General features: G+C 46.5%; 27 protein-coding genes and 1 pseudogene. 13 read left to right on the top strand and 15 right to left on the bottom strand.

Annotated features, from left to right (window positions below; genetic code table 11):
• Positions 1–746 precede the first annotated feature (746 nt).
• Positions 747–950: pseudogene (gene tnpA / locus MJ595_RS19850) on the bottom strand (IS200/IS605 family transposase); the annotation flags it as partial.
• A gap of 102 nt (positions 951–1,052) precedes the next feature.
• Positions 1,053–1,292 carry a helix-turn-helix domain-containing protein gene (locus MJ595_RS19855; protein ID WP_263079817.1) on the bottom strand — a complete coding sequence of 80 codons (240 nt, stop codon included), beginning with the start codon at positions 1,290–1,292 and terminating at the stop codon, positions 1,053–1,055.
• 505 nt (positions 1,293–1,797) lie between these two features.
• Here MJ595_RS19855 and MJ595_RS19860 point away from each other — a divergent pair.
• From MJ595_RS19860 to MJ595_RS19870, 3 genes are all read left to right on the top strand, one after another.
• Positions 1,798–3,675 (top strand): S8 family serine peptidase, encoded by a 1,878-nt coding sequence (locus MJ595_RS19860; protein WP_263079818.1) that lies wholly within the window; start codon positions 1,798–1,800, stop codon positions 3,673–3,675.
• 21 nt (positions 3,676–3,696) lie between these two features.
• Positions 3,697–4,146, top strand: coding sequence for a hypothetical protein (locus MJ595_RS19865; RefSeq protein ID WP_263079820.1), 450 nt, complete (start codon positions 3,697–3,699; stop codon positions 4,144–4,146).
• A gap of 138 nt (positions 4,147–4,284) precedes the next feature.
• Positions 4,285–6,171, top strand: a complete 1,887-nt coding sequence (locus tag MJ595_RS19870) for a fructose-specific PTS transporter subunit EIIC (RefSeq protein ID WP_263079821.1) — start codon at positions 4,285–4,287, stop codon at positions 6,169–6,171.
• 97 nt (positions 6,172–6,268) lie between these two features.
• Here MJ595_RS19870 and MJ595_RS19875 read toward each other — a convergent pair whose 3' ends face one another.
• The 11 genes from MJ595_RS19875 to galE form a co-directional block, all read right to left on the bottom strand.
• Positions 6,269–6,868: a cyclase family protein gene (locus MJ595_RS19875; protein ID WP_263079822.1), complete on the bottom strand. Its 600-nt coding sequence runs from the start codon at positions 6,866–6,868 to the stop codon at positions 6,269–6,271.
• Between the two features lie 432 nt (positions 6,869–7,300).
• Complete coding sequence (locus tag MJ595_RS19880) at positions 7,301–8,263, bottom strand: ATP-binding cassette domain-containing protein (protein ID WP_263079823.1); 963 nt, start codon at positions 8,261–8,263, stop codon at positions 7,301–7,303.
• A gap of 1 nt (position 8,264) precedes the next feature.
• Positions 8,265–9,263 carry an ABC transporter ATP-binding protein gene (locus tag MJ595_RS19885; protein WP_263079824.1) on the bottom strand — a complete coding sequence of 333 codons (999 nt, stop codon included), beginning with the start codon at positions 9,261–9,263 and terminating at the stop codon, positions 8,265–8,267.
• A gap of 18 nt (positions 9,264–9,281) precedes the next feature.
• Positions 9,282–10,196, bottom strand: a complete 915-nt coding sequence (locus MJ595_RS19890) for an ABC transporter permease (protein WP_263079825.1) — start codon at positions 10,194–10,196, stop codon at positions 9,282–9,284.
• Positions 10,197–10,206: 10 nt separating this feature from the next.
• Positions 10,207–11,133, bottom strand: coding sequence for an ABC transporter permease (locus MJ595_RS19895; RefSeq protein ID WP_263079827.1), 927 nt, complete (start codon positions 11,131–11,133; stop codon positions 10,207–10,209).
• 72 nt (positions 11,134–11,205) lie between these two features.
• Positions 11,206–12,723 (bottom strand): glutathione ABC transporter substrate-binding protein, encoded by a 1,518-nt coding sequence (locus tag MJ595_RS19900; protein WP_263079828.1) that lies wholly within the window; start codon positions 12,721–12,723, stop codon positions 11,206–11,208.
• Between the two features lie 512 nt (positions 12,724–13,235).
• Positions 13,236–13,595 carry a VanZ family protein gene (locus MJ595_RS19905; RefSeq protein ID WP_263079829.1) on the bottom strand — a complete coding sequence of 120 codons (360 nt, stop codon included), beginning with the start codon at positions 13,593–13,595 and terminating at the stop codon, positions 13,236–13,238.
• Between the two features lies 1 nt (position 13,596).
• Entirely contained in the window at positions 13,597–14,394 is a 798-nt protein-coding gene (locus tag MJ595_RS19910; protein WP_263079830.1) for an undecaprenyl-diphosphate phosphatase, read from the bottom strand.
• 313 nt (positions 14,395–14,707) lie between these two features.
• Entirely contained in the window at positions 14,708–15,595 is an 888-nt protein-coding gene (locus MJ595_RS19915; protein WP_263079831.1) for a DUF368 domain-containing protein, read from the bottom strand.
• Positions 15,596–15,989: 394 nt separating this feature from the next.
• Positions 15,990–16,820 carry a UTP--glucose-1-phosphate uridylyltransferase GalU gene (gene galU, locus MJ595_RS19920; RefSeq protein ID WP_263079832.1) on the bottom strand — a complete coding sequence of 277 codons (831 nt, stop codon included), beginning with the start codon at positions 16,818–16,820 and terminating at the stop codon, positions 15,990–15,992.
• Positions 16,821–16,994: 174 nt separating this feature from the next.
• A complete protein-coding gene (gene galE / locus MJ595_RS19925; protein ID WP_263079833.1) occupies positions 16,995–18,011 on the bottom strand; it encodes a UDP-glucose 4-epimerase GalE in 1,017 nt (338 codons plus the stop codon).
• Positions 18,012–18,156: 145 nt separating this feature from the next.
• On the opposite strand from galE, the gene MJ595_RS19930 reads away from it, so the two are divergent.
• The 4 genes from MJ595_RS19930 (at position 18,157) to MJ595_RS19945 (ending at position 21,166) form a co-directional block, all read left to right on the top strand.
• On the top strand, positions 18,157–19,074 hold the full coding sequence (locus tag MJ595_RS19930) for a hypothetical protein (protein ID WP_263079834.1): 918 nt from the start codon (positions 18,157–18,159) through the stop codon (positions 19,072–19,074).
• A gap of 116 nt (positions 19,075–19,190) precedes the next feature.
• Positions 19,191–20,132, top strand: coding sequence for a KTSC domain-containing protein (locus MJ595_RS19935; protein WP_263079835.1), 942 nt, complete (start codon positions 19,191–19,193; stop codon positions 20,130–20,132).
• A gap of 161 nt (positions 20,133–20,293) precedes the next feature.
• A complete protein-coding gene (locus MJ595_RS19940) occupies positions 20,294–20,887 on the top strand; it encodes a hypothetical protein (RefSeq protein ID WP_263079837.1) in 594 nt (197 codons plus the stop codon).
• A gap of 78 nt (positions 20,888–20,965) precedes the next feature.
• Positions 20,966–21,166: a hypothetical protein gene (locus tag MJ595_RS19945; protein ID WP_263079838.1), complete on the top strand. Its 201-nt coding sequence runs from the start codon at positions 20,966–20,968 to the stop codon at positions 21,164–21,166.
• On the opposite strand, the gene MJ595_RS19950 is transcribed toward MJ595_RS19945, so the two are convergent.
• Positions 21,138–21,992, bottom strand: a complete 855-nt coding sequence (locus MJ595_RS19950; RefSeq protein WP_263079839.1) for a transposase — start codon at positions 21,990–21,992, stop codon at positions 21,138–21,140. The genes MJ595_RS19945 and MJ595_RS19950 overlap by 29 nt on opposite strands.
• Positions 21,993–22,156: 164 nt before the next feature.
• Between MJ595_RS19950 and MJ595_RS19955 the strand changes: the two genes are divergently transcribed.
• The 6 genes from MJ595_RS19955 to MJ595_RS19980 all read left to right on the top strand — a co-directional run bounded on the left by MJ595_RS19955 (position 22,157) and on the right by MJ595_RS19980 (position 24,250).
• On the top strand, positions 22,157–22,378 hold the full coding sequence (locus tag MJ595_RS19955) for a hypothetical protein (protein ID WP_263079841.1): 222 nt from the start codon (positions 22,157–22,159) through the stop codon (positions 22,376–22,378).
• Positions 22,354–22,692, top strand: a complete 339-nt coding sequence (locus MJ595_RS19960; RefSeq protein WP_263079843.1) for a type II toxin-antitoxin system PemK/MazF family toxin — start codon at positions 22,354–22,356, stop codon at positions 22,690–22,692. Before MJ595_RS19955 ends, MJ595_RS19960 begins: the two co-directional genes overlap by 25 nt.
• Positions 22,693–22,811: 119 nt before the next feature.
• The gene (locus tag MJ595_RS19965; protein WP_263079844.1) at positions 22,812–23,009 is read left to right on the top strand and encodes a type II toxin-antitoxin system VapB family antitoxin; all 198 of its coding nucleotides are present in this window, start codon (positions 22,812–22,814) and stop codon (positions 23,007–23,009) included.
• Positions 23,006–23,416: a PIN domain-containing protein gene (locus tag MJ595_RS19970; protein WP_263079845.1), complete on the top strand. Its 411-nt coding sequence runs from the start codon at positions 23,006–23,008 to the stop codon at positions 23,414–23,416. The genes MJ595_RS19965 and MJ595_RS19970 overlap by 4 nt, the downstream gene beginning before the upstream one ends.
• 260 nt (positions 23,417–23,676) lie before the next feature.
• Positions 23,677–23,931: a toxin HicA gene (locus tag MJ595_RS19975; protein WP_263079846.1), complete on the top strand. Its 255-nt coding sequence runs from the start codon at positions 23,677–23,679 to the stop codon at positions 23,929–23,931.
• Positions 23,924–24,250: a type II toxin-antitoxin system HicB family antitoxin gene (locus MJ595_RS19980; protein ID WP_263079848.1), complete on the top strand. Its 327-nt coding sequence runs from the start codon at positions 23,924–23,926 to the stop codon at positions 24,248–24,250. Before MJ595_RS19975 ends, MJ595_RS19980 begins: the two co-directional genes overlap by 8 nt.
• 68 nt (positions 24,251–24,318) lie before the next feature.
• Here MJ595_RS19980 and MJ595_RS19985 read toward each other — a convergent pair whose 3' ends face one another.
• A complete protein-coding gene (locus tag MJ595_RS19985) occupies positions 24,319–25,191 on the bottom strand; it encodes a transposase (RefSeq protein WP_263079849.1) in 873 nt (290 codons plus the stop codon).
• Position 25,192: the final 1 nt, after the last annotated feature.

A 25,192-nucleotide genomic window follows, 5' to 3' on the forward strand; every position in this document is an offset into this window, starting at 1 on the left:
ACCTGGAAATGGCGGCTCAATGACAACCTGGCAGAAATAGAAATTTATCATTGACAGTATGATTCAAGGGGCTTTATCTCTATAGGCTAGTTGAATTCATAGAAACCCATGAAATCAGCAAATTGTAGTAATTCTATAAATCACACATATCAAAAGGCGCTAACATGTGTGATTCATAGACATCATTTCACTATTATTCAGTGTTATGAACAGAGAAGTACAGCAGCGTCTTGGATGATCTGCTAGCTGAGTGGCAACACTACTACAACTAGCAGCAGCCTCATAACGCCCATTACTGAAAAACGCCGATGGATAGACTATCTGAGCTTATAGATAAAACGCCATATGCAGAAGAAGTTCAAGCTGAATACGAACCTGCACTGGAGCGCACTCAGCATCCTGTTTACAAAGTGAACCTAGAGCTTAGAACGTTGAAACGATGTCTATGAATCACACACTGGCATTGGTTTAGACTCAAATTCACAGAGCATGGAGACAAAATAACGTCCGGACTTGTCCTTGCTGATAGTGACACTTGAAGGTTCAGAAGGCCGCTCTCTGCTCCATTTGATAGCCAGTGGCTCTTTACTCTTGGCAATAAACAACTGGCTGCCTTTCATATTGAAAGCAGCCTTTGTTAATCGAATACTTTGCCTTGCTGTTTTCTTTTTGAAGCTTAGGTACTTTGCTCTGCCAGCCCAGAAATTCTTAAAGGCTTCCTGCTGATCTCGTAGGCACTGCTGAAGAATCATCAAAAGCATATGGATATAATCCCGCATTGCATACCCTTCAACCAACTCAACACCCTGCTGACAACAGAGTTCTCGCAATATTTTTCCAATATCTCGACGCAATGCCCCATAAATAGCCTTTTTCCGATATTTCGGAACAATAACAACGTGATATTTGCAATAATGCTTCACGTGAGTCTGGCTTTGCCAATCTCGCATATGGCCTCCTTCAAGAACTTGCCGGTTCAAAGGAGGCCATTTTCCTACTCTGCACGCCGTTTCGGCAGAGCCTATTCGAGTCTCACCGCCAAAAGCGGTGGTTTACCAAGATTTAATTACACTGGAAAAGTCTTTTAGAAAAGGAAATTCTTTCTTGAGTGAAACAAGCCTTTTTTCAGCTTGTGAATGAGAAATACTGGTGCCGTCTTTGTAGTAGGCATCAGTACGAAAACGCAGTGTATTGTTATAAACAAAGCGAACGCAACCAAACGACTGAGCGAGTAAATTGGCTTGCTCTGGTGTTGGGTAGAATCGTTCTTTATAGGCTCGTTTATAGTTCATATCCCAAACATCACAGAAACTCTAAGCTTCTGTAAAGTCTCATAACTTCCGGTTTTGCAAGCCCTCTGGGGGTTTGTTGCTTATATCACCACCCGACTGGGTGATGCTTTACGCAAAGTTTGGTAAAGCCGTCAAACCCATCGAAATAATGCACCAGTTCACATTATCTCCACCCAAGGTGAATAACACCTTAACACCTCACAACAGGCAACAAACCTTTACAACACTTATTACCCTTATTGCCTGACCTAATGGTTAACATAGATATAAATCAATAAAAAAAGGTAAGCATTCTGTCATGTTTAAGGGGTTTTTTAGTAATTCTCTGTCTTGTACTTTGTAAACAGAGAATCACAAAAAGACCTACACCTCCCCCTTATGGATGCACAGCAATATCAGTTACAGGACTGCAGGTTTTATATCCAAGGCTCCCTGTCGCCCTTATTGTCCGGGAGTGTAGCCTTCGCCAGGGAAAATAGAAAAATTGATCTTGTTAAGGCTGTAAATGAACAAGAACAGATTACTGCTGTTAACTCTATGTGCGGTGTTTGCCCAAAACACAATAGCGGGAACCGACAAGCTGGATCGGAATTATCCCGGACGAAAGCTGGAGTCAGGAGATCCACTGACTTACCAGCAATGGTATCTATTAAACACGGGGCAAGATGCCTTTGCTAAAAACGGGGGTGTTCCAGGCATCGACCTGAACCTCTGGCAAACCCATAAAAAAGGTATTTACGGCAAAGGAGTGACCGTTGCCGTTGTAGACGACGGGTTAGCCATTCGCCACCCTGATCTGTCACCCAACATAAAGCAGGGTTCCTACAACTTCCTGGATGGCAGCAGCGACCCTACCCCTGCCGATCCTAATTCTGCCCACGGCACCTCTGTATCTGGCATTATTGCCGCCTCCGGGTTTAATAATGAGGGTATCCGCGGCATCGCACCAAGAGCAGGACTGAAGGGCTTTAACTGGCTCAAGAGTCAAAGCCATCAAAACTGGTTGCTGAGCCACGGCCTGGATAACCGTTCCTCCGATGTGCGCATTTTTAACCAAAGTTATGGTTCATCCCCCATCAGCAGTGATCCTTATGATTCTGATGTTCCTTTTGATCCGGACAACGTGATGAAAGTGGAACAAATGGATTATCAATACAAGGATATGTCCCTGAATGCATTCAAAGGCAAAGGGGCCCTTTTTGTAAAATCCGCCGGTAATGGTTATCACAAATTTAGCGGGACCGTTCGGGGAATACGGTTTAATTTCTTACCTGCCGATTATGATTCCGACAATCCTAACGAAGGCTTACCCTGGCAGAACAGTAACTTTACCCACGATAATGCCAACTTCTGGAATATGACTGTCAGTGCCATTAATGCAGATGGCGTACGCTCTTCCTATTCCAGCGTGGGCAGCAGTGTTTACCTGACAGCTCCCGGAGGAGAGTACGGTGTTGACAAACCCGCTCATGTGACAACAGACCTGATGGGCTGCTACCGGGGTTACAACACCTACGAAAATGTATCCAATGGCCTCCACGGGGGAACTCCGGAAGCGCCTAACTGCAACTATAACGGTCGCATGAACGGAACCTCTTCCGCTGCACCTAACACCTCTGGTTCTGCCGCGCTGTTGATGTCCGCCTATCCAAAACTCTCCCAGCGGGATATACGTGGACTGTTGGCTACTACAGCCACCAAGGTTGACCCGGATTATGGCGATATCGATATCACCTATACCACTAACGATGGCACAAAACGCACAGTTACCGGTCTGGAAGGCTGGTCCACCAACGCCGCAGGTTACGACTATAGCCCCGTCTATGGATTTGGCCTGATTGATGTGGATCGTGCCATGAAAATGGCTAAAACCTGGCATAAACTACCCAAGCTTAAGATGACTGACTGGGCCATTCGCACTCCCCGGATGCCTATTCCCGATGCAGGTAACCAGCCTGTAGCTGATTCTGTCTGGGTCAAGAAGGATCTTGTGGTTGAAGCCGTACAGGTTAAAGTGGACATTGACCATGACCGTATCTCTGACCTGCTGATTGAACTGGTATCCCCTTCCGGAACCCGCAGCGTGTTAATGTCCCCAAGGAATGGCCTGGTGGGTCGCTCCCTCAAGGAATACTTGCAGGAAGAGCCAGGCGAACTGGAACGGGGCTATCGTGATCATTTAATGCTTAGTCATAAGTTCTTTGGTGAACAGGCCAGGGGAGACTGGCGCCTGGAAGTAACCGATACCAGCGGCGAAGACCAGACATGGGTGTTACAGGAATCCGATCACAGGGAAAGAATCCGTACCGTACCATTGAAGAACAACAGCAAGCCTGGCCTGATCAATCATTGGTCCCTGCGTGTGCTTGGTCATAAGCAATAAAGTTGATTCAATTAGAGGGAAATGATGATGAAGTTTAAAGCTGCTTTTTTGGCATGCTCTCTGGCATGTGGGTCAGTGATGGCAGATTCTGGCTTACCCAATCCTGCCACCAACGGGCAGCCCGTGGTAATTAATGGTCAATCCTTCCACAAGGTAGTCCCCAAAAACGGGACTACCCTGTTCTTCGCCAGGCAAGCCCCTGATAAAGGCGTTTATGCTGGCGACAAACTGATGGATCCTGCCGGTATCAAGGACTATACGGCCACTGGTACCATTTTTATTCGAATTAGTGGTAATGATGCCCGACAACTGGCTAATAAGCATGGCCTGAAAATTATTCTTTCAACCGATAGCATTACTTCTTTCCAGACAAAAGAAGGTACAGAGTTAACGGGCTTAATGAATCGGCTAAAAGAAGAAGGACGGCAGGCACAACTGGAGCTGGCTAATGAAACAGCAAGCCCCATGTAAGGTGAAGGTGTCGTAAAAAAACAAACCCTCGTTCCCATGCTCTGCATGGGTCGGGGGTTTGTAACAACCGCGTGGAAACATCCGCTTTATTACCCTTTGGATAGTCTCTTCCTTACCACCCTTCCTTAGGGGCCATAGATGAATATAAACGAACTCACACACCCCAAACTGATTGTTCTGGATCAGGGATTCAACCACCGTGATGAGGTGATTCACTGTCTTGCCAATAAACTGGAAGAGGCAGGAAAACTGGTAGATAAAAACCGGTTTGTTGAAGTAGTCATGCAGCGGGAACAGGAAGGTCCCACCGCCCTGGGTGAAAGCCTGGCAGTACCCCACGGTAAGAGTAATGGCGTCAAAGAAGCCGCTTTTGCTGTGGCACGCCTGAAAAATAACCTGGCCTGGGAAGGCGTCGATGGCCCGGAACCTGTCAATCTGGTTATTATGCTGGCCATTCCCCTGGCTGAACAGGGCACAACCCATATTGAAATATTAACCGAACTTACCCGTGCCATTGCCGATGATGAACTACGCAATAAACTGATGGAAGCCAGCACACCTGAGCAGTTTCTGGCATTACTAACAGGCAATACATCGGGTAACAATACCCCTCAAGAACATCAACAAACTTCAGATAATGAAAAAGTCATCGTTGCGGTAACCGCCTGCCCTACCGGTATCGCCCACACCTATATGGCGGCAGATTATCTGGAAAAAGCGGCAAAGAGAGTGGGTATAACCCTCTTTGTGGAAAAGCAGGGAGCAAAAGGCATTGAAACCCCCATTACAACAGAACAGCTTCATCGTGCTGATGCTGTTATTCTCGCTTCCGATGTGGCATTAAAAAACACAGAGCGATTTAATCACCTCCCTGTTTTAACGATAAGTGTCGCAGAACCTATTCGAAATGCAGATGCAGTGATTAAAAAGGCCCTGCAACTGCCCAAGTCTGCCCGACAAATAAAACATCCCAAAGACTCCAACGCTTCCCAAAGCCACAATAAAGAACAGGGCAGCATCAAACAGGCATTGCTAACCGGGGTATCCCACGCCATTCCATTTATTGCCGCTGGCGGTATCATGATTGCCACGGCCATCGCCTTTGCTCCCATGACAAGCCAGGGCCCGGACTTTTCACAGCACGCCATTCTCAAACTGGTTTCTGAAATTGGTGGGGCTGCCTTCGCAGTACTCTTACCAGTACTGGCGGGATACATTGCTTATGGTAAATCCGGCAAACCAGGCCTGGTGCCCGGTTTTATCGGCGGCTATCTGGCGGGCACCACAGGAGCCGGTTTTTTAGGGGCCATTCTCGCCGGATTGTTTGCAGGTCTTATCGTTAATGGCATCAAGAAACTGCCGGTCCCTCCATTACTGCAACCATTAATGCCCATCATCATTATCCCGATTATATCCTCACTGATTATTGGCTCAGTGATGCTGGAGCTCATAGGAGTGCCCATAGCCAATATTATGTCTTTTATGGGTCATTGGTTACGCTCTATGGGGGATGCCAATGCGCTTATGCTGGGCCTGATTCTTGGGGCAATGATTGCTTTTGACATGGGGGGGCCCATTAATAAAACCGCCTTCTTTTTTGGTGCAGCCATGATTCAGGAAGGCCATTATGCGGTTATGGGGGCGGTTGCCGCAGCCATCTGTGTACCTCCAATAAGCATGGGACTGGCGACTACTATCAGAAAAAAACTCTGGAGTGAACAGGAAAGGGAAGCAGGTACGGCAGCCATGGTCATGGGCATGATCGGGATTACAGAAGGCGCTATTCCCTTCGCAGTGGCTGACCCACTTAGGGTTATCCCCTCCATTGTCACAGGTTCATCCATTGCGGCCGGCATTGCCATGGTCTCCGGAGTGGGTAATCACGCTCCCCACGGTGGGCCTATAGTTCTCCCTGTGATTGATGAACGATTAATGTATATTGTTGCCATTATCACTGGTGTGCTTGTCAGCGCTGTTATGATTAATTTGCTGAAGTCCTATGGTCAATTAAAAACCAGACATTAAGTACCCAGCCTGATGAAATCCTATATTTCTGGCTGATTGATGGTGACGAGTTAAAATGATTGATTCGTCACCATCAATGATTAATTATTCAAAAATATTAATGAACCATCGCTGCTGCCCTGACTGGACAACCTTCCCCTTTAAACTTGAGCGGGAAACAACTGAAAAAGAACTCTTTATCCAACAACGGTTTCAAACCGGTCAAGTTTTCTACAATAATTTTACTCTTGGCCAGTATCTGATGATGAATTGAGAAGTCCGTTGATGTCACCGGGTCAACAGAAATCATATCCAAACCAATGCCTTTTAAATTGGAATCAGCAATCTTTTGGGCAGCTTCTCTATCCAACACTGGAAAATCATTAAAATACTGGTCATTGTTCCAATATTGATCCCACCCCGTATAAAGCAATAAATAATCAATTCCCGTTAAATCCGTTGTAGCCACTTTATCCAAAGGCACACACTTTCCTTTTCCACAAAAGTCAGCCACCGAATAGTCCGCCAGGCCTTTTGCCCCCTGTATCATATGCATGGGGGTATCAAGATGAGTACCAATATGTGTGGTAAATGTCAGGGACATTTCATGATAACCATCTTTTTCTACAGAAAAGGCCTCTTGTATACTCGGCTGGGGAGCTCCAGGGTAAACCAGTATATCGTTATTCAGTTCGTGGGTAAGATCAATAACTTGCACGTGACAACCTCCTATTTAAAAAAACATCAAACAGGTACTTATTACTATTTAGGTAAAACAGCTTTTACAAGCTGTTTAAAAAATAATATTTTCTACATATCTATGAAATAAATTACGCATATTCTAACCACCGTAATAAACATAGCTATCTGAATAGCCCTGCTTCTAAAGTTCAGGGCAATACCTGATAACTATTTACGTTTGATCAAGAATCCAGCGGCTCGTGAAGTGTTTTTCCGTCAGGCAAACTGGCGCAATAGGCCTCAACATAGACAGGTATTCTGACTACCAGTACAGTGGCGTAGTTAGAAAACGTAGACGAGATTATACTACCACCCGCAAGGCAGGTGGTATGGTTTTTTTTGTTATCAGTCGTTTAATTATGTATTAATTTGAAATAGCTCGAATCAAATCACTTAATCCAGCCCAAGGTTAGTGAAGGATGCCTGCCGCCTGGTAACAAGCAACAAAATGCCCTTCACGTACTTCTGCTAAATCCAGATCAGTGCCCGTACACTGTTCTGTCGCATATCGACACCGCTTGGCAAAACGACACCCCGGGGCAGGATCAACAGGTGACGTAATTTCTCCCTCCAGCACTTCCCGCTCCATCAGATGATCCAGGTTGGTCGTGGGAATAGCTGACAACAAAGCCCTGGTATAAGGGTGACTGGGTTTCTCAAACAAATCACGGGCAGATGCTTTCTCAACCAGTTGCCCCAGGTACATGACCGCAATATCATCTGAAAAATGCCTGACTACTGACAAGTCATGGGTGATAAAAATATAGGTCAGCCCCAGTTTATCCTGTAGATCCTGCATCAGGTTTAACACCTGCGCCTGAATAGATACATCCAGGGCAGAAACCGGTTCATCACAAATAATAAACTTTGGGTTTAATGCCAGCGCCCGAGCAATACCAATACGTTGACGTCTGCCTCCATCCAGCTCATGAGGGTAAGTATTAATCAGACGTTTGCTAAGTCCCACTAACTCCATCAACTCTTCAACCCGTTCAGCCAACTCGACCTTATTTTGTACCATCTTATGAATAATCAGTGGTTCACCAATAATCTCACTGGCTGTCATTCGGGGATTAAGGGAAGCAAAGGGATCCTGAAAGATTATCTGCATCTCTTCCCGTAGCTTGCGCATCCGCTTCTTATTAAACTGTCTGATGTCCTGACCTTCAAACAAAATATCGCCACTGGTAGCCTCCAGCAAACGTAAAATCACCCGTCCCGTAGTCGATTTACCACAGCCGGATTCCCCAACGATCCCCAGCGTTTTTCCTTTCTCCAGTTGAAATGTCACCCCATCAACAGCATGCAACATACCTTTAGGGGTTTTAAAATGCTTTTTCAGATTTCTAACTTCCAATATGACATTGGACATATTACTGCACCTCCATTGCCATTGACATTTCTGTAACCCGTTGTGACATATGACACTTGACCGCATGCCCTGCCTCAGTAATCACTGCATGAGGTTGAGCCGTAGCACAGGTTGCCACTGCTTCTGGACAGCGGGGGTGGAATTTACAGCCTGATGGCAGATGGGTGGGATCAGGCATTAACCCTTTAATAGGATTTAATCGATCGGCGCTACTCTTAAGATCAGGGATTGAGCCAAACAGACCTTTCGTATAAGGATGCCGGGTATTTTGATAAACGTCACGAATATTGCCACTCTCAACCACTTCCCCAGCGTACATAATCGCTACCTTGTCACAAACCTGGGCTACTACACCCAGATCATGAGTAATGAGAAGCATGGCAGTGTTGTATTTACTTTTCAGCTCTTTCATCAAGTCCAGCACCTGAGCCTGAATGGTGACATCAAGAGCCGTGGTGGGTTCATCTGCAATTAACAAATCAGGACTACAGGCCAGGGCAATAGCAATGACTACCCGCTGCTTCATACCGCCTGAGAACTGATGGGGATAGTCCCCTGCCCGTTCGCCCGGGATTCCCACCAGCTCAAGCATTTCCCTGGCCTTAGACTCAGACTCTTCCCGGGAAACATCGTCATGAATCAAAATAACTTCAGCAATCTGCTCCCCAACGGTCATCACCGGATTTAAAGATGTCATAGGGTCCTGAAAGATCATGGAAATCTTATTGCCACGAATCTGTCGCATTTCATCTTCTGAAAGTTGTAATAAATCCTTGCCCTCAAAAACAACCCGACCGTTGATAATTTCACCCGGAGGATTTGGTACCAACCCCATAATACCCAATGCTGCGGTGGTTTTTCCCGCACCGGTCTCACCAATCAATCCTAGTGTTTCACCTTTTGCCAGGGTGAAATTCAACCCGGTTACGGCTTTAACAATGTCTCCATCGGCTTTATAAATGATGCTTAGGTCTTCAACCGATAATAATTCGTTATTCATTGTCATTTTTCCTCCCTGTTAATGCTTCAATCTTGGATCCAGTGCATCACGCAGGCCATCCCCCAACAAGTTCAAGGCGAGAATGGTGATCATAATGGCCAAACCGGGGAATGTTGTGACATGCCACGCATGACGGAGATATTGACGACCACCGGCAAGCATTGCTCCCCATTCAGGATCGGGAGGCTGGACACCCAAACCGATAAAGCTAAGACCAGCCGTCGCCAGAATTGCACCAGCAACACCCAGCGCACCCTGCACAATAACCGGAGCCAGGCAATTTGGAACAATATGACAAAAAATAATCCGGGCATCGCTGGCACCAATGGCCCTGGCTGCTTCAATAAACTCCTGATCCCTTAAAGACAGAACCGAAGCCCTGACAACCCTGGCATAACTGGGAATAGAGGACACTGCAATAGCTAACATCAGGTTCATCAGGTTGGCACCCAATGCAGAAACAATGGCTATTGCCAGCAAAATACTGGGAACCGCCAGAAAAATATCCATGATTCGCATGATGATATTATCAAAACGACCACCGTAATAACCGGCAACAGCACCCAGCGCGCCCCCCAGGATAATGGAAATACCCACAGAAAAAATGCCCACCAACAAGGACACCCGGGCACCATGGATCATCCGGGCAAAAATATCACGGCCAAACTCATCTGTGCCTAACCAGTACTGGGCGCTGGGTCCCTGCAATCGATCCTGCAAGTTCTGGGCAATAACCACCGTGTCATAATCAGCTATATAGTCTGCAAAGATAGCCACAAAGACTACAATAGAAAGAATAAACAGCCCCAACATGGCCATCTTATTCTTTTTCAGGTGATACCAGACTTCCATCCACTGACTTCTTTTTTTCGGCGCGGCTCTCACCACACCCTGCTCATCCCGGCAGTTTTCTAATGTCAGATTCTCAGACATAACAGCGGCCCTACTTATATTGAGACTTGATACGTGGATCGACAAAACCATAAAGAATGTCAACCATCAGGTTTACAAGGCTGAAGGTTGTAGCAAGAAAGACCACTGTACCCAAAACAGTAGGAGTATCCTTCTGCCGGATGGCATCCACCATCATTCTTCCAACACCGGGCCATGAATACACCGTTTCGGTCAACACGGCGCCCCCCAGCAGATAACCAAACTGCAGGCCGACTACGGTAATAATCGGAATCATCGCGTTTTTCAGGGCATGACGGTTGATGACCACGCTCTCTGAAACACCCTTGGCCCGAGCAGTCCGGATATAATCCTGGCGAACCACTTCCAGCATAGAAGAGCGAGTCATGCGGGTAATAATGGCAGCAGATCCCGTACCCAGAGTAATGGCTGGCAAAATCAGCGAACTCCAGCTGGAGTAACCCCCAGAAGGCAGCCAGCCCAGACCCACAGAAAAGGTCAGTATCAACATAAGGCCAAGCCAAAAATTCGGCATTGAGACCCCCAGCAAGGCAATGACCATGGAGGAACTATCAATCAGGGAATACTGTCGGGTGGCTGAGATAATGCCCACGGGTATGCCTATTAACACGGCGATAAGCACCCCCAGCCCTGCCAGGATTAAAGTATTGGGAAAGCGGGAAAAGATTTCGCCAGCCACCTCCCTACCCGTAGCGTAAGATCGGCCAAAATCGCCGATCATGGCATTACCCACAAACCGAACATAGCGGATGATAAAAGGATCATTCAACCCCATTTCTTCCCTAAGGTCTTCAACCGCTTCTACTGGTGCATTTTCACCAAGAATCAACTGAGCCGGATCACCGGGGGTAAACGACAAAATAGCAAATACCAGTAAAGATACCCCCATCAGCACTGGTATCAGAAAGGCCAGCCTTTTGAGTATGAATTTATACATATTTCACCTGAACAGGATAAAAAATGTCTTTCAAGGCCTGTTACAGGCCTTGAAAATCAGCACTGTAAAGTATCAGCTTGAGAAATGAACACCACGGATTTTATAGTGGCCTGTAGGTAACAGACTGAAGCCTTCAACATTTTTTTGCATGCCGGCATTGTAGTATTGGTAATAAAGGGAAATAATCGGCACTTCTTCCTGAAGTACATTCTGCAGTTCAGCATACAATTTCTGGCGTTGCTGCTGATCAGTGGATTGACGGGCTTTTATAAGCAACTCATCAACGACAGGATTACTGTAGAAAGAACGGTTACCCGCCCCTCCGTGCGTTTTAGAGCTAAACAGGGCATACAGGCCATAGTCTGCATCGCCAGTCACAGACACCCAACCCATCATAAACATTTCATGCTCACCACGGGATGTCCCATCCAGAAATGCACCCCATTCAGTCACCTCGATCGCCATATCAATACCCACTTTACGCAACTGGGCCTGCAAGACCTGAGCCGTTTGAATGGAACCGGGTGTATCATTCATCCAGATTGAAGTTTTAAAGCCGTTAGGGTAGCCGGCTTCTTTCAGCAGTTCACGAGCCTTTTCCAAATTTTGATGATACTGCTTGGCATTCGGATTATAACCAAAAACTTTTGGCCCAATAGGTGAGTTTGAAGGAATACCTGAACCCAACAGCACTGCATCAATAACATCATTGGGGTTTAGTGCATAAGCCACTGCCTGACGCACTTTGACATTATTGAAAGGTGCTTTGTTAACATTAAAACCCACATAAGCTTGAGAAAGTGATTCCTCCTCAGCCAATGCCAGGCGCTTATCGTTTCTGACAACGTCCTTATCAATGGCACTGATGTCGTAAGCAATGTCAATTTCGCCAGTTTCAAGACCTATTGCCCGGTTAGTACCTTCAGGCACATTTCTGAACACGACCTTTTCAACATCCTGTTTTCCACCATAATAATCATCAAAGGCTGCCAGTACGATTCTGTCCCCTGCCGCCCAACTGTCTATTTTAAAAGGTCCGGTACCGACAGGGTGCTGCCCAAAGTTGTCTCCCTCTTTCTTCACTGCCTTTTCACTGAGAATAGAAGACGATGTATGAGCCAGATGATAAAGCAAAGGTCCAAATGGGTATTTAGTGACAATCTTAACCGTGTATTCGTCAATAATCTCCACTCGATCAAGTGCTCCAACAATATGGGCAACAGAAGGCGAGGCCATCATTCGGTCAAATGAGAATTTAACATCCGAGGCTTTCATTTCCTCGCCGTTATGAAATTTAACACCCTCTCTTAAATGGAAAACAGTGGCGTAATCATCAACCTGCTCCCAGGACTTGGCCAGCCCTGGAATAATATTCATATCGTGATCGATTTCCACCAGTTGGCTAAACAGCTGGGCAGTTACCCTTGAAGAGGTCTGATCATTAGTAGCATGAGGGTCAAGAGTTTTTGCATCAGCCATCTGAGCCACCACCAGCGAGTCTTTATCTCCACTTGACTCCGGTGCTCCCCCACATGCTGAAATAAGTACAGACGCAGCCATTATTACGGCAAGTCTCAATCTTTTATGCATTTATAGTTACCGCTTTACATATAATACGCACCAGTACTTTACCTAACAAAAATAAACAAATGTACCAGTATTAGCGGAAGTCTTTACCTTTTATTGATATACGTCTGTTTTTGGAGTGATTTAAAAAAATGATTGTTTATAAACTAACAGATTCTAAAACCAGAATAACCTAAAACACCACCGGGGAACCATGACCTATCGGTATAAAAAAAATAGCGCCGCACTTCGAACACTTGTACTTCTTTTTAGTACGCTGAGTCACTACACGCTCAATAAATCCTCTTTTAACCCTCAAAGCCGTTGACTTCTGATGGCACTTACGACACATACCCCCCCCAATTACAACAAGAAAGCTATCACCTTTAGCTTTTATTTTTATATTGTAGTCAAATGCATTTTCAAATCAATACACAACAGTGGATTTGTATATAAAAAGAACGCTAAACCGTGCCCAGTCAGAAACCCATTGTTTTATGGATCTGCGAAGGGCACGCATTAGGGGCTGTTGACGTTTAATAGGCAATAAATCTCACCAGAAGGTATCCGCCAATACCCAAAAGGTCAGCAATGATATCTCCCATACTGAACTCCCGATACCCGGTCATTTTCTGGAAGACTTCAATGAGCATCCCAAAACCTAACAGACAGGCAGGCTTCCATAGAGGCATGCCTTCTGTAGGAAATGCCATATCCATCATGGCAAATAACACCAAAAAGGTCAGTGCATGCTTCACCTTGTCGTTCATAAACCCCGTAGGGTCAGCATGACCAGGGATCAGTGCCATAAATAAGGCAAAGGCAGCGGCAGCAAAAAACAGTCCCTTAAACCAGATAGATGGGATTTCCTGCAAGAAGACCATCAGCTTTTCCATACTACACCATAAACAGTAGAACCAGCCCTAGTGCCAAACGATAAACCACAAAAGGCATAAGCCCCATTCGATTAATCACTCCCAGGAACAGGTGAATACATAGCATGGCACTGACACCTGACAACACTGCACCACCAGCCAGCACACCCCAGTCTACAGCCACCGGCGATTTAACCAGATCCAGGGTTAGCAGCAGGCCCGCCCCCATAATAACAGGGATAGACAACAGGAAAGAGAAGCGTGCCGCGGCTTCCCGGTTAAAACCCATCATCAGCGCTGCCGTCATGGTTATACCAGAACGGGATGTACCGGGAATCAGAGAAAGCATTTGTGAAAAACCAATAATCATAGCCTGCCCCAAGGTCATCTTTTCAAGACTGATCACTCGTTTGCCATAATGATCCGCGACACCCAAAAGAGCACCAAAGATAAGGGTTGTAGACATGATAATCGTAACAGAGCGCATTGATTCATCCAGCCCCGTGCTTTTCAGCAATAAGCCAAAAAGCACCGCCGGAATCGTTGCCAGTCCCACAAACCAGGCCATACGGCTGTGTGGGGTAGCACCTTTACCGGCCAGGGAGAGTACCCAGTCACGAATCAACAGGCCGATGTCCTTGCGGAAATAAATGATCACCGCTGTCAGTGTTCCGATATGCACGGCCACATCAAAAGCCAACCCCTGATCAGGCCAGCTCAGCAACTGGGCAGGAAGAATCAGGTGCGCCGAACTGGAGACCGGCAAAAACTCGGTTAATCCCTGAATCAGTGCCAGGGCAACAATTTGAATTAAATCCATAACAACAATGAGGTACTCAATTATTTCTTGCTACAAAGGTTAAATGGTAGTCTCGTTCCCAGCGTCCCCGCTGGGAATGCATACGGATATCTCTACCTGTTACAGCTTGGAAAGATATGCATTCCCAGGCTGGAGAGGGTGTCGCGAAACTAAATCCAGCGTGCACAAAACGAGATTGATTCTCTTTTTTTTAACCGCAAAGACACGGAGGCACGGAGATTTATAGTTTAAAGATATAAAAACTCTGTGCCTCCGTGTCTTTGTGGTTAATAAAAATACCTTTCGCGACACCCTCTGGAGCCTGGGAACGAGCTTACCGTTGAGCCAGGCGCTCAACAGCCAGCACTATGATAATCGCCAGTAGCGCCATAGGAATAGCGATAGCCAGCTGGGCACTTTCACCGGTCAGCTGCTCATACGTCTGCGGCAGGATATTAACCATGGTATCGGTATCCACCTGTTTCCATGGCCAAAGTTTATTAACCGATCCCAGCATTAAACCGGTCAGGAATGCAAAGGTCATGGAACGAACATGTATCAGCAACCAGCTTAATACCCGGGAGAATATCAGCAAGCCAATAACGCAGCCAGCCGCCAAAACACCCAGTACCATAAAATTCAATGTGCTGACTGCATTTAGTACGGGCTGGTAGACCCCCATTAATAACAACAGAAAGCTTCCGGAAATACCCGGCAATATCATGGCACAAACGGCTACCGCACCACAGGCAAAAAACACCGGCAGGCTGGGGTCTGCCGCATGGGCCGGAGTCATTCCGGAGATCCACCAGGCCAGGCCTGCACCCACGACCAAACTGACAAAGGTGGTTATCTGTAATCCCGGCAGCTGTCTCAACATATGCCATACCGATACCAGCACCAGCCCCACAAAGAAAGACCAGACCGGAATGGGATGGGTTACCAGCAACCAGCTAATCAATTTGGCCAGGGTAAACAGGCTAAGAAAAATACCACAGCCCAGGGTCAACAGAAACGAGCCATTAATAAAGTGCCAAAAAGCAAAGAAGCCCTGACGGAATAACACCCCCAAGGCTTCAGGCCCCACTTTTTTGATACTGCCCAGCAGCTCATCATAAATGCCCGTAATAAATGCGATGGTGCCACCGGACACCCCGGGTACGACATCCGCCGCCCCCATCGCGATGCCTTTAAAAAAAAGCAGGAGAGGATTTTTTACCATACAAATTCTTTTTGGGTTGATGGTTAATTTTCTCGTTCCCAGCGTCCCGAGGGTGTCGCGAAACTTAGTTCAGCGTGAAAAACCGGGAGCTGTTTCTCTTTCTTTTCACCACAGAGGCACAGAGAGCACAGAGGTTTACTGCTTTAAGAGTATGAAAACTCTGTGTCCTCTGTGCCTCTGTGGTGAATCAAAACATCTTTTGCGACAGCCTCTCCCCGCTGGGAATGCATACGGCTACTACCAATCAGCACTGCACTCTATAGCATGGGGAGGTCTGCATTCCCAGGGAGGAAACGAGGCTATAAATCTCCGTGCCTTTGTGTCTCCGTGGTTAATAAAAATATCTTTCGCGACACCCTCAGGACCCTGGGAACGAGGCTATAACCATTAACAATTAACTGGAGTGGTACAAATTGTCATAACAGTAGTTAGTGGCTTCAATAAAGCCTTCTACACTGCCACAGTCAAAACGTTTGCCCTTGAATTTATAGGCCAGCACACATCCCTCCCTGGCCTGCTTCATCAATGCATCAGTAATCTGAATTTCACCGCCCTTGCCTGGTTCAGTGTCTGCAATCAGATCAAAGATATCCGGGGTCAGGATATAGCGGCCAATGATAGCCAGGTTACTTGGTGCATCTTCCTTCGCCGGCTTTTCCACCATATCAGTCACCCGCAGAATATCCTCACGGATTTCAGTGCCGGCAATAACACCGTATTTATGCACTTCGTCTTCCGGCACTTCCTGAACAGCAACAATAGAGCAACGGAACTGATGGTAAAGCGCTGCCATCTGGCTCAGTACACCCGGGCCATCCGGATTCACACACAGGTCATCGGCCAGGACAACAGCAAAAGGCTGATCACCCACCAGCGTCTGACCGGTCAGAATAGCATGTCCCAGGCCTTTCATTTCCATCTGGCGCGTATGGGAGAAAGTGCACTCATTAATCAGGGCACGGATATCTGTCAGCAGGGCTTCTTTACCGGTGCCGCTGATCTGGTGCTCCAGCTCGAAATTAGTATCAAAATGGTCTTCCAGCGCACGCTTGCCACGACCTGTCACCATACAGATTTCATTCATTCCGGCATCACGGGCCTCCTCCACACCGTACTCAATAAGCGGCTTGTTCACCACCGGCATCATTTCCTTGGGCATGGACTTGGTAGCCGGCAGAAAGCGGGTACCATAACCAGCAGCCGGGAATAAACACTTCTTAATCATTCGTTTTCTCTTAATTAACATTTTTTTCAAGGGGAATTTCTCGTTCCCAGCATCCTGAGGGTGTCGCAAAGCTTAATGCAGCACACAGAAAGCAGGTCAGCTTCTCCTTTTGCGACAGCCTCTGGAGCCAGGGAATGAAGTTAAAACTACCGACCATCCCCTATTAACTATTCTCTAATTCCCATAACCCGCGGGATTCTCGGACTGCCAGCGCCAGGAGTCCACCATTATATCATCCAGGGTATGCTCCGCTTTCCAGCCCAGTTCCCGCTCTGCCTTCTCCGGATGGGCATAACAGGCGGCAATATCACCCGGGCGGCGGTCAGCAATCACATACGGGACTTCACGGCCTGAAGCCATTTCAAAGGCCTTTACCATCTCCAGTACACTGAAGCCTTTACCCACGCCAAGATTCCAGACATGGCAGTCCCGGTTATCATCCGCCAGTTTTTCCAATGCCCTGACATGACCCCGAGCCAGATCCACCACATGAATATAGTCACGGACACCGGTGCCATCTTTGGTGGGGTAATCATCACCAAAGACACTCAGGCGCGCCAGCTTACCAATAGCCACCTGGGAAATATAGGGCATCAGGTTATTGGGAATATCATTGGGATCTTCACCGATCATACCTGATGGGTGTGCTCCCACCGGGTTAAAATAGCGCAGCAGGGCAATATTCCAGGTATTATCAGACTTATAAAGCGCCCGCAACATTTCTTCAATCACCAGTTTGGAATGACCATAGGGATTGGTTGCTGACAGTGGAAAGTCTTCCTTAATAGGGAGCGCATGGGGATCACCATAAACCGTGGCAGATGAACTGAAAATCATCTTTTTGACATCAAATTCCGCCATCACCTGACACAGGGTAATGGTACCACTGATATTATTTTCATAATATTTCAGGGGCATTTCACAGGACTCACCCACAGCCTTCAGGCCAGCAAAATGCATGACAGCATCAAATTTATGAGCTGTGAACATCTGCCGGAGCAAGTGCTTATCACGAATATCCCCTTCAATAAACGGAATAACGCCACCTGTGATTTGTTCGACACGCCTCAGCGCTTCCGGGGAGCTATTGCACAGATTGTCCAGCACGACAATATGGTGGCCTGCTTCCAGCAATTCAACGCAGGTATGGGAACCGATATAACCGGCTCCTCCGGTAACGAGTATTTTCATAAATATCTTTTCTATATACGAACTTTTCCTAAGGTGCGCTATGGTACACCTAAAGAAGAATAGATATAAACCAATAACCACAGGCAAAGTTTGCTTTATGGCTGCCGATCAATACCCTCTATAATCATCCTGGGGACCTGATGGCATGCCTGCTTTTCCACCACTTTTTTTATTGCTTTTCCTCTCTATCAGCAATGGTGCCTCCGGATCGGTATCCGGCCCTATTGAGCCTGCCTATGGTGACGGCAATCAATGCCTACAGGCCGGAGTCATCCACCGGAGTCAGTGGCCCTCGCAGTTTAAGCGCTTGTTTGCGCATTTTCAGCGGGGCAGGCTACTGCACCTTGCCCGCTGTGACCAAAGTACCCAACAGCAGTGGCAAGTGGATGAGAAGGGTATTACCCATACCGCAGGACGCCTGATGGTAAAAGGCATCGGGCGACGCTTTATCCCCCAAATCAGCCGTACCTCCCGGAGCAAGTCACTTTACCCGGTCTTTCTGGAACAGGGACACCTGGTATTTGAACGAAAAAACCAACGCTATTGTATTACCAGCAATGCCGCACCCTTTTTTGATATTCACCCCCTTGAGCAATGCCTTGAAGATGAATCCCTGAAACAGTCCAGTCGCTGGCTGTTTGCCCTGCCACCCGACCCCGGGGATGCCGGTCTGGTTGGACTCACCGGCATTGACAGCAACCGGGATGGTATCAGGGATGATGTGGAGCGGTTTATTGAAAAAGAGCTGGCTGATTCAGGGCAGGCCAGGGAAGTGGCTAGAAAGTTGGCTGTTATTGAGCAAAAAATGATAACTAACAGTAATGATAAAGAATTTATTCTAAATATTGAACCCACCCAAACGGCCAACTTCCTATGCCTAATGCACACTATGGAAAATCAAGATATTAGTGGTTATAGAACAAAGAAGAAGGCTCAAACATTTAACACAATCGAAAGATTAAAGGCCTGGAATAAAATCAATAGCTACTTCAGCGGGATGACATTTTCTATACCAGATGATTTGTCAACGCAATGCGACTTTGACAATCATGTAAATAATTAGGCCCAGCTATGAAAAAAACAATCAGTTTCTTTATAATTATATTTTTAAACCAACATGTATTAGCAAATACATGCTCAGTAAAAAATCCAGAAATCAGAGTCTATTTTGGTAATGGAATGCTGAATAGCACCAAGGATGCTATTCAATCTCAAATAGAACTAAAAAAGCTTTTAAGAAATAACCTACCTGGCTATAAAGTATCGTACACTTTATCCTACAACCACAACGAAAACCCCCTATTCCAACTACTCGAACTCTCCCGCCAGAAAGGAATACAAGACTGGGGACAGTTATTTCTCTGGTTATCCGGCCTTAAGGTGGCGCCTGACTGGTTTCAGGAAGGCCTGCTTGATATAGCAGCCCATACCCGATCGATTGATTACCTGATTGACTTCGATTTAAAAAAGCATGTTATCAGTTACAAGCAAGCCATTGAAAACTGTCAGAAAGTGCTGCTGGTTGCCCACTCACAAGGTAACTTTTACGGCAATGCTGCCTGGTACCAAGTCTATGCTGCCACTCTGCAAGGGCTACCTATCAACAAATTACGAGTCATGGGCATGGTGTCAGTGGGCACCCCGGCAAGCCATATGGGGGCACCACTATTTTACGAAGGCGACCATCGCTTAATCACGCGCTATAGCACCCTGGATAGTGACCTGATTATCAATGCCTATCGATTGATTGGCCTGACTCCCATGGCCGCCAACCTGACTAATAGCCAGAGTAGCCCTGACTGGCTGGATCATAGCTTTACCGACGCCTATCTGGGAGTTAACCACAGCCGCAATGTCATAAGAAACCAAATACGACAGGTTGCCTACTCTCTGGAAACCCTGCCCTTTGACCGCCAGCCCCTGAATTCCTCAGCCCTGGCCTCGGCAGGCTATGACCCTGCTGCACAAATCCTTGAAGTTGAGTTTGCCGGTAACGGCAGTGTTTACCGCTATTATGATGTGCCTGAAACGATTTACCAAAGCCTGATCTCTGCCAGTTCAGTGGGTGGGTATTACAACAGTTCTATTCGTGGACAGTTTATTTCCCGACGGCTGTATTAGGCAAAAAGAAATAAGTGGTGAAAGCCCAGCGTTACGAGTAATATCACTAAGGGCTGAGCAAGGATGGCCTAGATAGCCTATACCCATTGGTAAACATAACGAATAAGAAGTAAACCTCAGGGGAATGTATGAAAAAGAGCCTTGTATCCCTAACTGTTGCAATGCTGTTAACTGCCGGCTGCTCGAGTCAAAGTGGTACAACATTGTCTTATAATAGCCCGGAAAAAGACAACGGGTTTCAGGCCTTTATGCCCGTAAAAGAAGCCGGTGTAACTGATAAGGCCTATCAGCCCTCCGATATTTCAGAAATAGAAAAAGTACGTTCCGGGATTAACACCGCATTTATTGCTGCTCAACCTGTCTATGAGCAATTTCTGACTCACTTAAAAACAGAGCCTGCCCTGGGAGACTATTTTTCCAGCGTTCATTCGGCAACAACAGAAACAGAGAAACAAAATGCCTTTGAGTTACTCAGTTCAGAAAACCAGTCTGCACTGATTCAGTTTATCAGCTCAGAAGCCAGCCAACAGATCATGGCGGGGCTGGTGCAAGCAGCAAAGACTGCCATGGCCAATATTGACCTATTCCAGGCCCTCGATACCCAAAGTCTGATGAGCAATGTAGGTTTAATGGAACTGATCAGCGAGAAAGATAAACTGGCGCAAACAGTGAACCAGATCGATTACCTGAATAGCACCGTAATTTCGGCCTATAACGACTATTCACAAATTGCAAAACTGATCAAGACCCAGTAGTAGCCCCCCCCTGACAACAGTATCTATAGAGCCCCCCCGCACCGGAGAGGGGGGTGCAAAAGTCTGAAATAGGGAAAAATGGGAAAAATGGTGTCAGGAAAAAGGGAAAAATGGTGTCAGGTCTTGATTCTTGCAGGAAAAATGGTGTCACAGGAAAAATGGTGTCAGGTCTTGATTCTTGAACAGGCTATTTTTCTTCGGGAAAAATGGTGTCAGGAAAAATGGTGTCAGGTCTTGATTCTTGAACAGGCTATTTTTCTTCTGGTCGCTGCCGGGTAATCATCTTACTTACCGTTGAATAATGAAGCCCGAAAAAATCAGCAATGGCCTTTTGGGTATAACCACCAGAATTAAATGCTGCACAGACAGCCGCCTCTGCCGGTTCATAACGTTTTTGATAATAAGTTAATGGCTTAGCAGGCTTGCGGCGCTGCTTATGGGGTACTTCTGAAAGAGTCTCACGAGTGATGGGCTTCTCAATATGCTGTTGCTGCTCTTCCACAAACTGATCGTCACCGAGATAGATCTGCTGCTTGAGATTTAACCAGATATTAATACCCACACCCTGCAACACAAACGCAGTAAAGCGCTCGCAGGCCTGCTTATGGTCATGGGAAAATTGCAGTAACATGGCATCGGTGGCCAACCAGTCTGGCGATGAAAGCTCGCCCAGCGTGTAGAGGTAACTGCTCCACTGCCAGTCTCCGGGATGATCCACCATGCGAGCACGAACAGGGTTCAACACAACATAGCGACTTAATTCTAGAAGGTATGCAGATTTATCAACAAGAATCCCTTTGTAGCGACCCTGAAACAGATGCCCAACCCGCCCATAACGGCGGTTAAACTTCAGCGTATAAACACCATTCAACTGTCGCATACCGGCAGAGAGATTACCGTTGGGTGTTTCCACCACCAAATGATAATGGTTGGACATCAGGCACCAGGAATGAATCACCCAGTGAAATCGCTCGCAGACCTCAGCCAGCACATCGAGAAACAGCTCAAAATCGGCTCCTTCACGATAAATAGCCTTACGCTCATTCCCCCGTGAAGTCACATGATAAAGCGCACCTGCATACTCAATCCGCAATGGCCTGCTCACAAAACAACCCCTTATCCTGATCCGGCGATTAAACAAAAGAAGTAATAAAAGTAGAACAGGATTTTGGGGTGTCAAGAATCAAGACCTGACCCCAGTTTTCCTCTTGCACAGAAATCACAATCAACCTAACCTATCAAAACAGGGATAAATTCAAGGAGAAGCTAATGCCTGCAACCTATGAAGCAAAAACCGATGAGCAGGGCAACCTCTGCTTACCACCCAATATTAAACTCCCGGAGGGCTGTCGTATCCTTGTGACAGTTCTCGACGAACTACCAAAATTGCAACAAATTAATGATGAAGCATTGCTAAGTGAGAAAGCACTGGCAGAAGACTGGGATAAACCAGAAGAGGATGAAGCATGGTCAACCTTGGGCAAGGAGTAGTTGTTCCTGTCAAATTTCCCTTTTCAGACCTGACTCGAACGAAGTGGAGACCTGCCCTGGTTTTGGCTTATGCAGAAAAAGGTGACTGGGTATTGTGCCAAATCACCAGTAAAGCCTACAGTGACCAAAGTGCAGTAATTATCCAACAAGAAGATTTCATCCGAGGTGGTTTACCACTCACCAGCTACGCCAGACCAGGAAAATTATTCACAGCAAACGAAACACTGCTGGAACCTCCAGTAGGTCAATTGGCTAAAGAAAAACACGAAGAAGTCATTGATGGAATAATAGCCATTTTAAAGCAGAATATTTAACAAATTTAAAACAGCGGGGCAGCGTCTTCTCAAAAAGTGTGTTCACAGACAAAACAACCGTCTACACTCTACATGTTATGTGTATAACATTGTGTAGACTGTGTAAAAAGGAGCGCCAAATGCCTACAAACCTTGCCATAGATGATCAGCTCATAGCCCAGGTACAAAAAATAGGCGGCTATAAAACCAAGCGAGAAGCGGTAAATGAAGCACTGGCTGAATTTATAAAGCACCGAAAACAACTTGAACTCATTCAGTCATTCGGTGAAATAAACTACGAACCGGACTATGACTACAAAAAGGACAGACGCTCATGATGGTGCTTGTCGATACCTGTGTCTGGTCAACAGCTCTTAGGCATAAACGAAAAACAAACGATACGCTGCCCGAAGAAGTCATACTGTTAAAGCGGCTGATACAACAACGTCGGGCAGTCATAATCGGAGCAATACTTCAGGAAGTGCTGACCGGCATTCGTGAAGACAAACAATTCAACAAACTGAAGGATCAGCTATCCGCTTTTGATTTACTGCCCCTGCAACAAGAAAATTATATAGAAGCCGCCCACCTGTCAAACACCTGCCGAGCCAAAGGTATACAAGGTTCACACACAGACTTCCTTATTTGCGCAGCCGCTATACATCATCAGGTACCCATTCTAACCACCGACAAAGATTTCACACATTACGCAAAGAACTTGCCATTAAAAATTTTCCTGAATTAACTACAAAAAAAGCTTTTCTCCGTGCCTCCCTTCCCTGGCAAAAGAAAGCAAGTTAATGGCTATCCTTTATTTTCATTGGGTTTGAATGCACAATGAAAGACCTAACCCCGGTTTTTTCAATGAAAGACCTAACCCCGGTTTTTTTCCGCGGGAGGTGACATGATATAACGCACCGGCGTACTGAATCCTTAGCGGCCTGTGACCCTGCTTTCTTCACTGCTTTCCTTGAAAATAGTATCATTAGTGATACCATGTAAGGTATGGGTAATATCATAGATTCTGTCCAGCAAATGAGGGCAAATCCAAAAGGGGTTTGCTTTAAAGACTTATGCAAGGTCTGCGATGCTTATTTTGGAGCTGCTCGGCAAATGGGATCAAGCCATCGGATTTATAAAACACCGTGGCAAGGTGACCCAAGAGTAAATATTCAAAATAACAAGGGTATGGCAAAACCGTATCAGGTCAAACAGGTACTACAGGCAATTGATCGTATGGAGGCGCAAAAGCATGGCTAAAGAGATTGATCGTTACACCTATCGTGTTACCTGGTCTGAAGAAGATCAGGAGTATGTTGGCTTGTGCGCAGAATTTCCCAGTTTAAGCTGGTTGGATGAATCACCCGATAATGCTTTGACCGGGGTTCGTAAGCTGGTTAAAAGCGCTGTTACTGATATGGCTGCCAATAATGAAAAGATCCCTGAACCGATATCAACACGAAAATTCAGCGGTAAATTGATGGTTCGTATACCACCAGAGGTACATAGAATGCTTGCACTTCAAGCGGCAGAATCTGGAGTTAGCCTGAATAGGTATATATCCAGCAAGCTCAACTAGCATTACTAAGGTACCAGGTATTGAATGTTGACTGCTCTGCTCAAGTGGTACTTTTCTAATCCACGCAATCAAACGCTATCGACCTCTCCTATGAGGCCTGAATGCTGCCGGGCAATCATCTTGCTCACCGTTGAATAATGAAGGCCGAAAAAATCAGCAATAGCCTTCTGGGTATAGCCGCCGGAACCAAATGCTGCGCAGGCTGCTGCTTCTGTAGAAACATAGTGACTCTTATAAAAATCAAGTGATCTGGCAGGCTTACACCGCTGTTTATAGGGGATCTCGGAAAGCGTCTCACCTTTCGCTGGCCTTTCAATATGCTGTTGCTGCTCAGCAACAAACCGGTCATCTCCCAGATAGATTTGCTGTTTCAGATTCAGCCAGATATTAACACCAATGCCCTGCAAGACAAAAGCAACAAACTGTTTGCAGGCTTGCGCCCGTACTTTTGAAAATTGCAGCAACATGGCATCAGTAGCCAGCCAGTCCGGAGAGGGAAGCTCACCCAGGGTATAAAGGTAACTGCTCCACTGCCATTCGTCAGGGCGATTGACCATACGAGCCCGTACAGGGTTTAACACAACATAGCGGCTTAACTCCAGAAGATAAGCTGACTTATCAACAAGAATGCCCTTATAGCGCCCCTGAAACAGATGCCCTACCCGCCCATAACGACGATTAAAGCGCGAGGTATAAACACCATTTAACTGTCGCATACCAGCCGAAAGATTACCGTCTGGTGTTTCCACTACCAGATGGTAATGATTGGTCATCAGACACCAGGAATGAATCACCCAGTTAAACCGGTCACAAACCTCCGCCAACACATCCAGAAACAGATCAAAATCCGCTTCTTCACGAAAAATAGCTTTGCGCTCATTCCCCCGTGAAGTCACATGATAAAGCGCACCTGCATACTCAATCCGCAGAGGTCTACTCACG

The sequence above is a fragment of the Endozoicomonas sp. Mp262 genome (assembly GCF_025643335.1).
Taxonomy (GTDB): domain Bacteria; phylum Pseudomonadota; class Gammaproteobacteria; order Pseudomonadales; family Endozoicomonadaceae; genus Endonucleibacter.

What these genes read in the sequence shown, in the direction of transcription:
- MJ595_RS19905 (WP_263079829.1), bottom strand. Translation starts at nt 13,595, where the DNA reads ATGGAAAAGCTGATGGTCTTCTTGCAGGAAATCCCATCTATCTGGTTT.
- MJ595_RS19940 (WP_263079837.1), top strand. Translation starts at nt 20,294, where the DNA reads ATGCTGTTAACTGCCGGCTGCTCGAGTCAAAGTGGTACAACATTGTCT.
- MJ595_RS19865 (WP_263079820.1), top strand. Translation starts at nt 3,697, where the DNA reads ATGATGATGAAGTTTAAAGCTGCTTTTTTGGCATGCTCTCTGGCATGT.
- MJ595_RS19960 (WP_263079843.1), top strand. Translation starts at nt 22,354, where the DNA reads ATGGTCAACCTTGGGCAAGGAGTAGTTGTTCCTGTCAAATTTCCCTTT.
- MJ595_RS19885 (WP_263079824.1), bottom strand. Translation starts at nt 9,263, where the DNA reads ATGAATAACGAATTATTATCGGTTGAAGACCTAAGCATCATTTATAAA.
- MJ595_RS19910 (WP_263079830.1), bottom strand. Translation starts at nt 14,394, where the DNA reads ATGGATTTAATTCAAATTGTTGCCCTGGCACTGATTCAGGGATTAACC.
- MJ595_RS19860 (WP_263079818.1), top strand. Translation starts at nt 1,798, where the DNA reads ATGAACAAGAACAGATTACTGCTGTTAACTCTATGTGCGGTGTTTGCC.
- MJ595_RS19980 (WP_263079848.1), top strand. Translation starts at nt 23,924, where the DNA reads ATGGCTAAAGAGATTGATCGTTACACCTATCGTGTTACCTGGTCTGAA.
- MJ595_RS19970 (WP_263079845.1), top strand. Translation starts at nt 23,006, where the DNA reads ATGATGGTGCTTGTCGATACCTGTGTCTGGTCAACAGCTCTTAGGCAT.
- galU (WP_263079832.1), bottom strand. Translation starts at nt 16,820, where the DNA reads ATGATTAAGAAGTGTTTATTCCCGGCTGCTGGTTATGGTACCCGCTTT.
- MJ595_RS19890 (WP_263079825.1), bottom strand. Translation starts at nt 10,196, where the DNA reads ATGTCTGAGAATCTGACATTAGAAAACTGCCGGGATGAGCAGGGTGTG.
- MJ595_RS19935 (WP_263079835.1), top strand. Translation starts at nt 19,191, where the DNA reads ATGCTGAATAGCACCAAGGATGCTATTCAATCTCAAATAGAACTAAAA.
- MJ595_RS19945 (WP_263079838.1), top strand. Translation starts at nt 20,966, where the DNA reads ATGGGAAAAATGGTGTCAGGAAAAAGGGAAAAATGGTGTCAGGTCTTG.
- MJ595_RS19955 (WP_263079841.1), top strand. Translation starts at nt 22,157, where the DNA reads ATGCCTGCAACCTATGAAGCAAAAACCGATGAGCAGGGCAACCTCTGC.
- MJ595_RS19880 (WP_263079823.1), bottom strand. Translation starts at nt 8,263, where the DNA reads ATGTCCAATGTCATATTGGAAGTTAGAAATCTGAAAAAGCATTTTAAA.
- MJ595_RS19900 (WP_263079828.1), bottom strand. Translation starts at nt 12,723, where the DNA reads ATGCATAAAAGATTGAGACTTGCCGTAATAATGGCTGCGTCTGTACTT.
- galE (WP_263079833.1), bottom strand. Translation starts at nt 18,011, where the DNA reads ATGAAAATACTCGTTACCGGAGGAGCCGGTTATATCGGTTCCCATACC.
- MJ595_RS19870 (WP_263079821.1), top strand. Translation starts at nt 4,285, where the DNA reads ATGAATATAAACGAACTCACACACCCCAAACTGATTGTTCTGGATCAG.
- MJ595_RS19895 (WP_263079827.1), bottom strand. Translation starts at nt 11,133, where the DNA reads ATGTATAAATTCATACTCAAAAGGCTGGCCTTTCTGATACCAGTGCTG.
- MJ595_RS19930 (WP_263079834.1), top strand. Translation starts at nt 18,157, where the DNA reads ATGCCTGCTTTTCCACCACTTTTTTTATTGCTTTTCCTCTCTATCAGC.
- MJ595_RS19975 (WP_263079846.1), top strand. Translation starts at nt 23,677, where the DNA reads ATGGGTAATATCATAGATTCTGTCCAGCAAATGAGGGCAAATCCAAAA.
- MJ595_RS19965 (WP_263079844.1), top strand. Translation starts at nt 22,812, where the DNA reads ATGCCTACAAACCTTGCCATAGATGATCAGCTCATAGCCCAGGTACAA.
- MJ595_RS19855 (WP_263079817.1), bottom strand. Translation starts at nt 1,292, where the DNA reads ATGAACTATAAACGAGCCTATAAAGAACGATTCTACCCAACACCAGAG.
- MJ595_RS19915 (WP_263079831.1), bottom strand. Translation starts at nt 15,595, where the DNA reads ATGGTAAAAAATCCTCTCCTGCTTTTTTTTAAAGGCATCGCGATGGGG.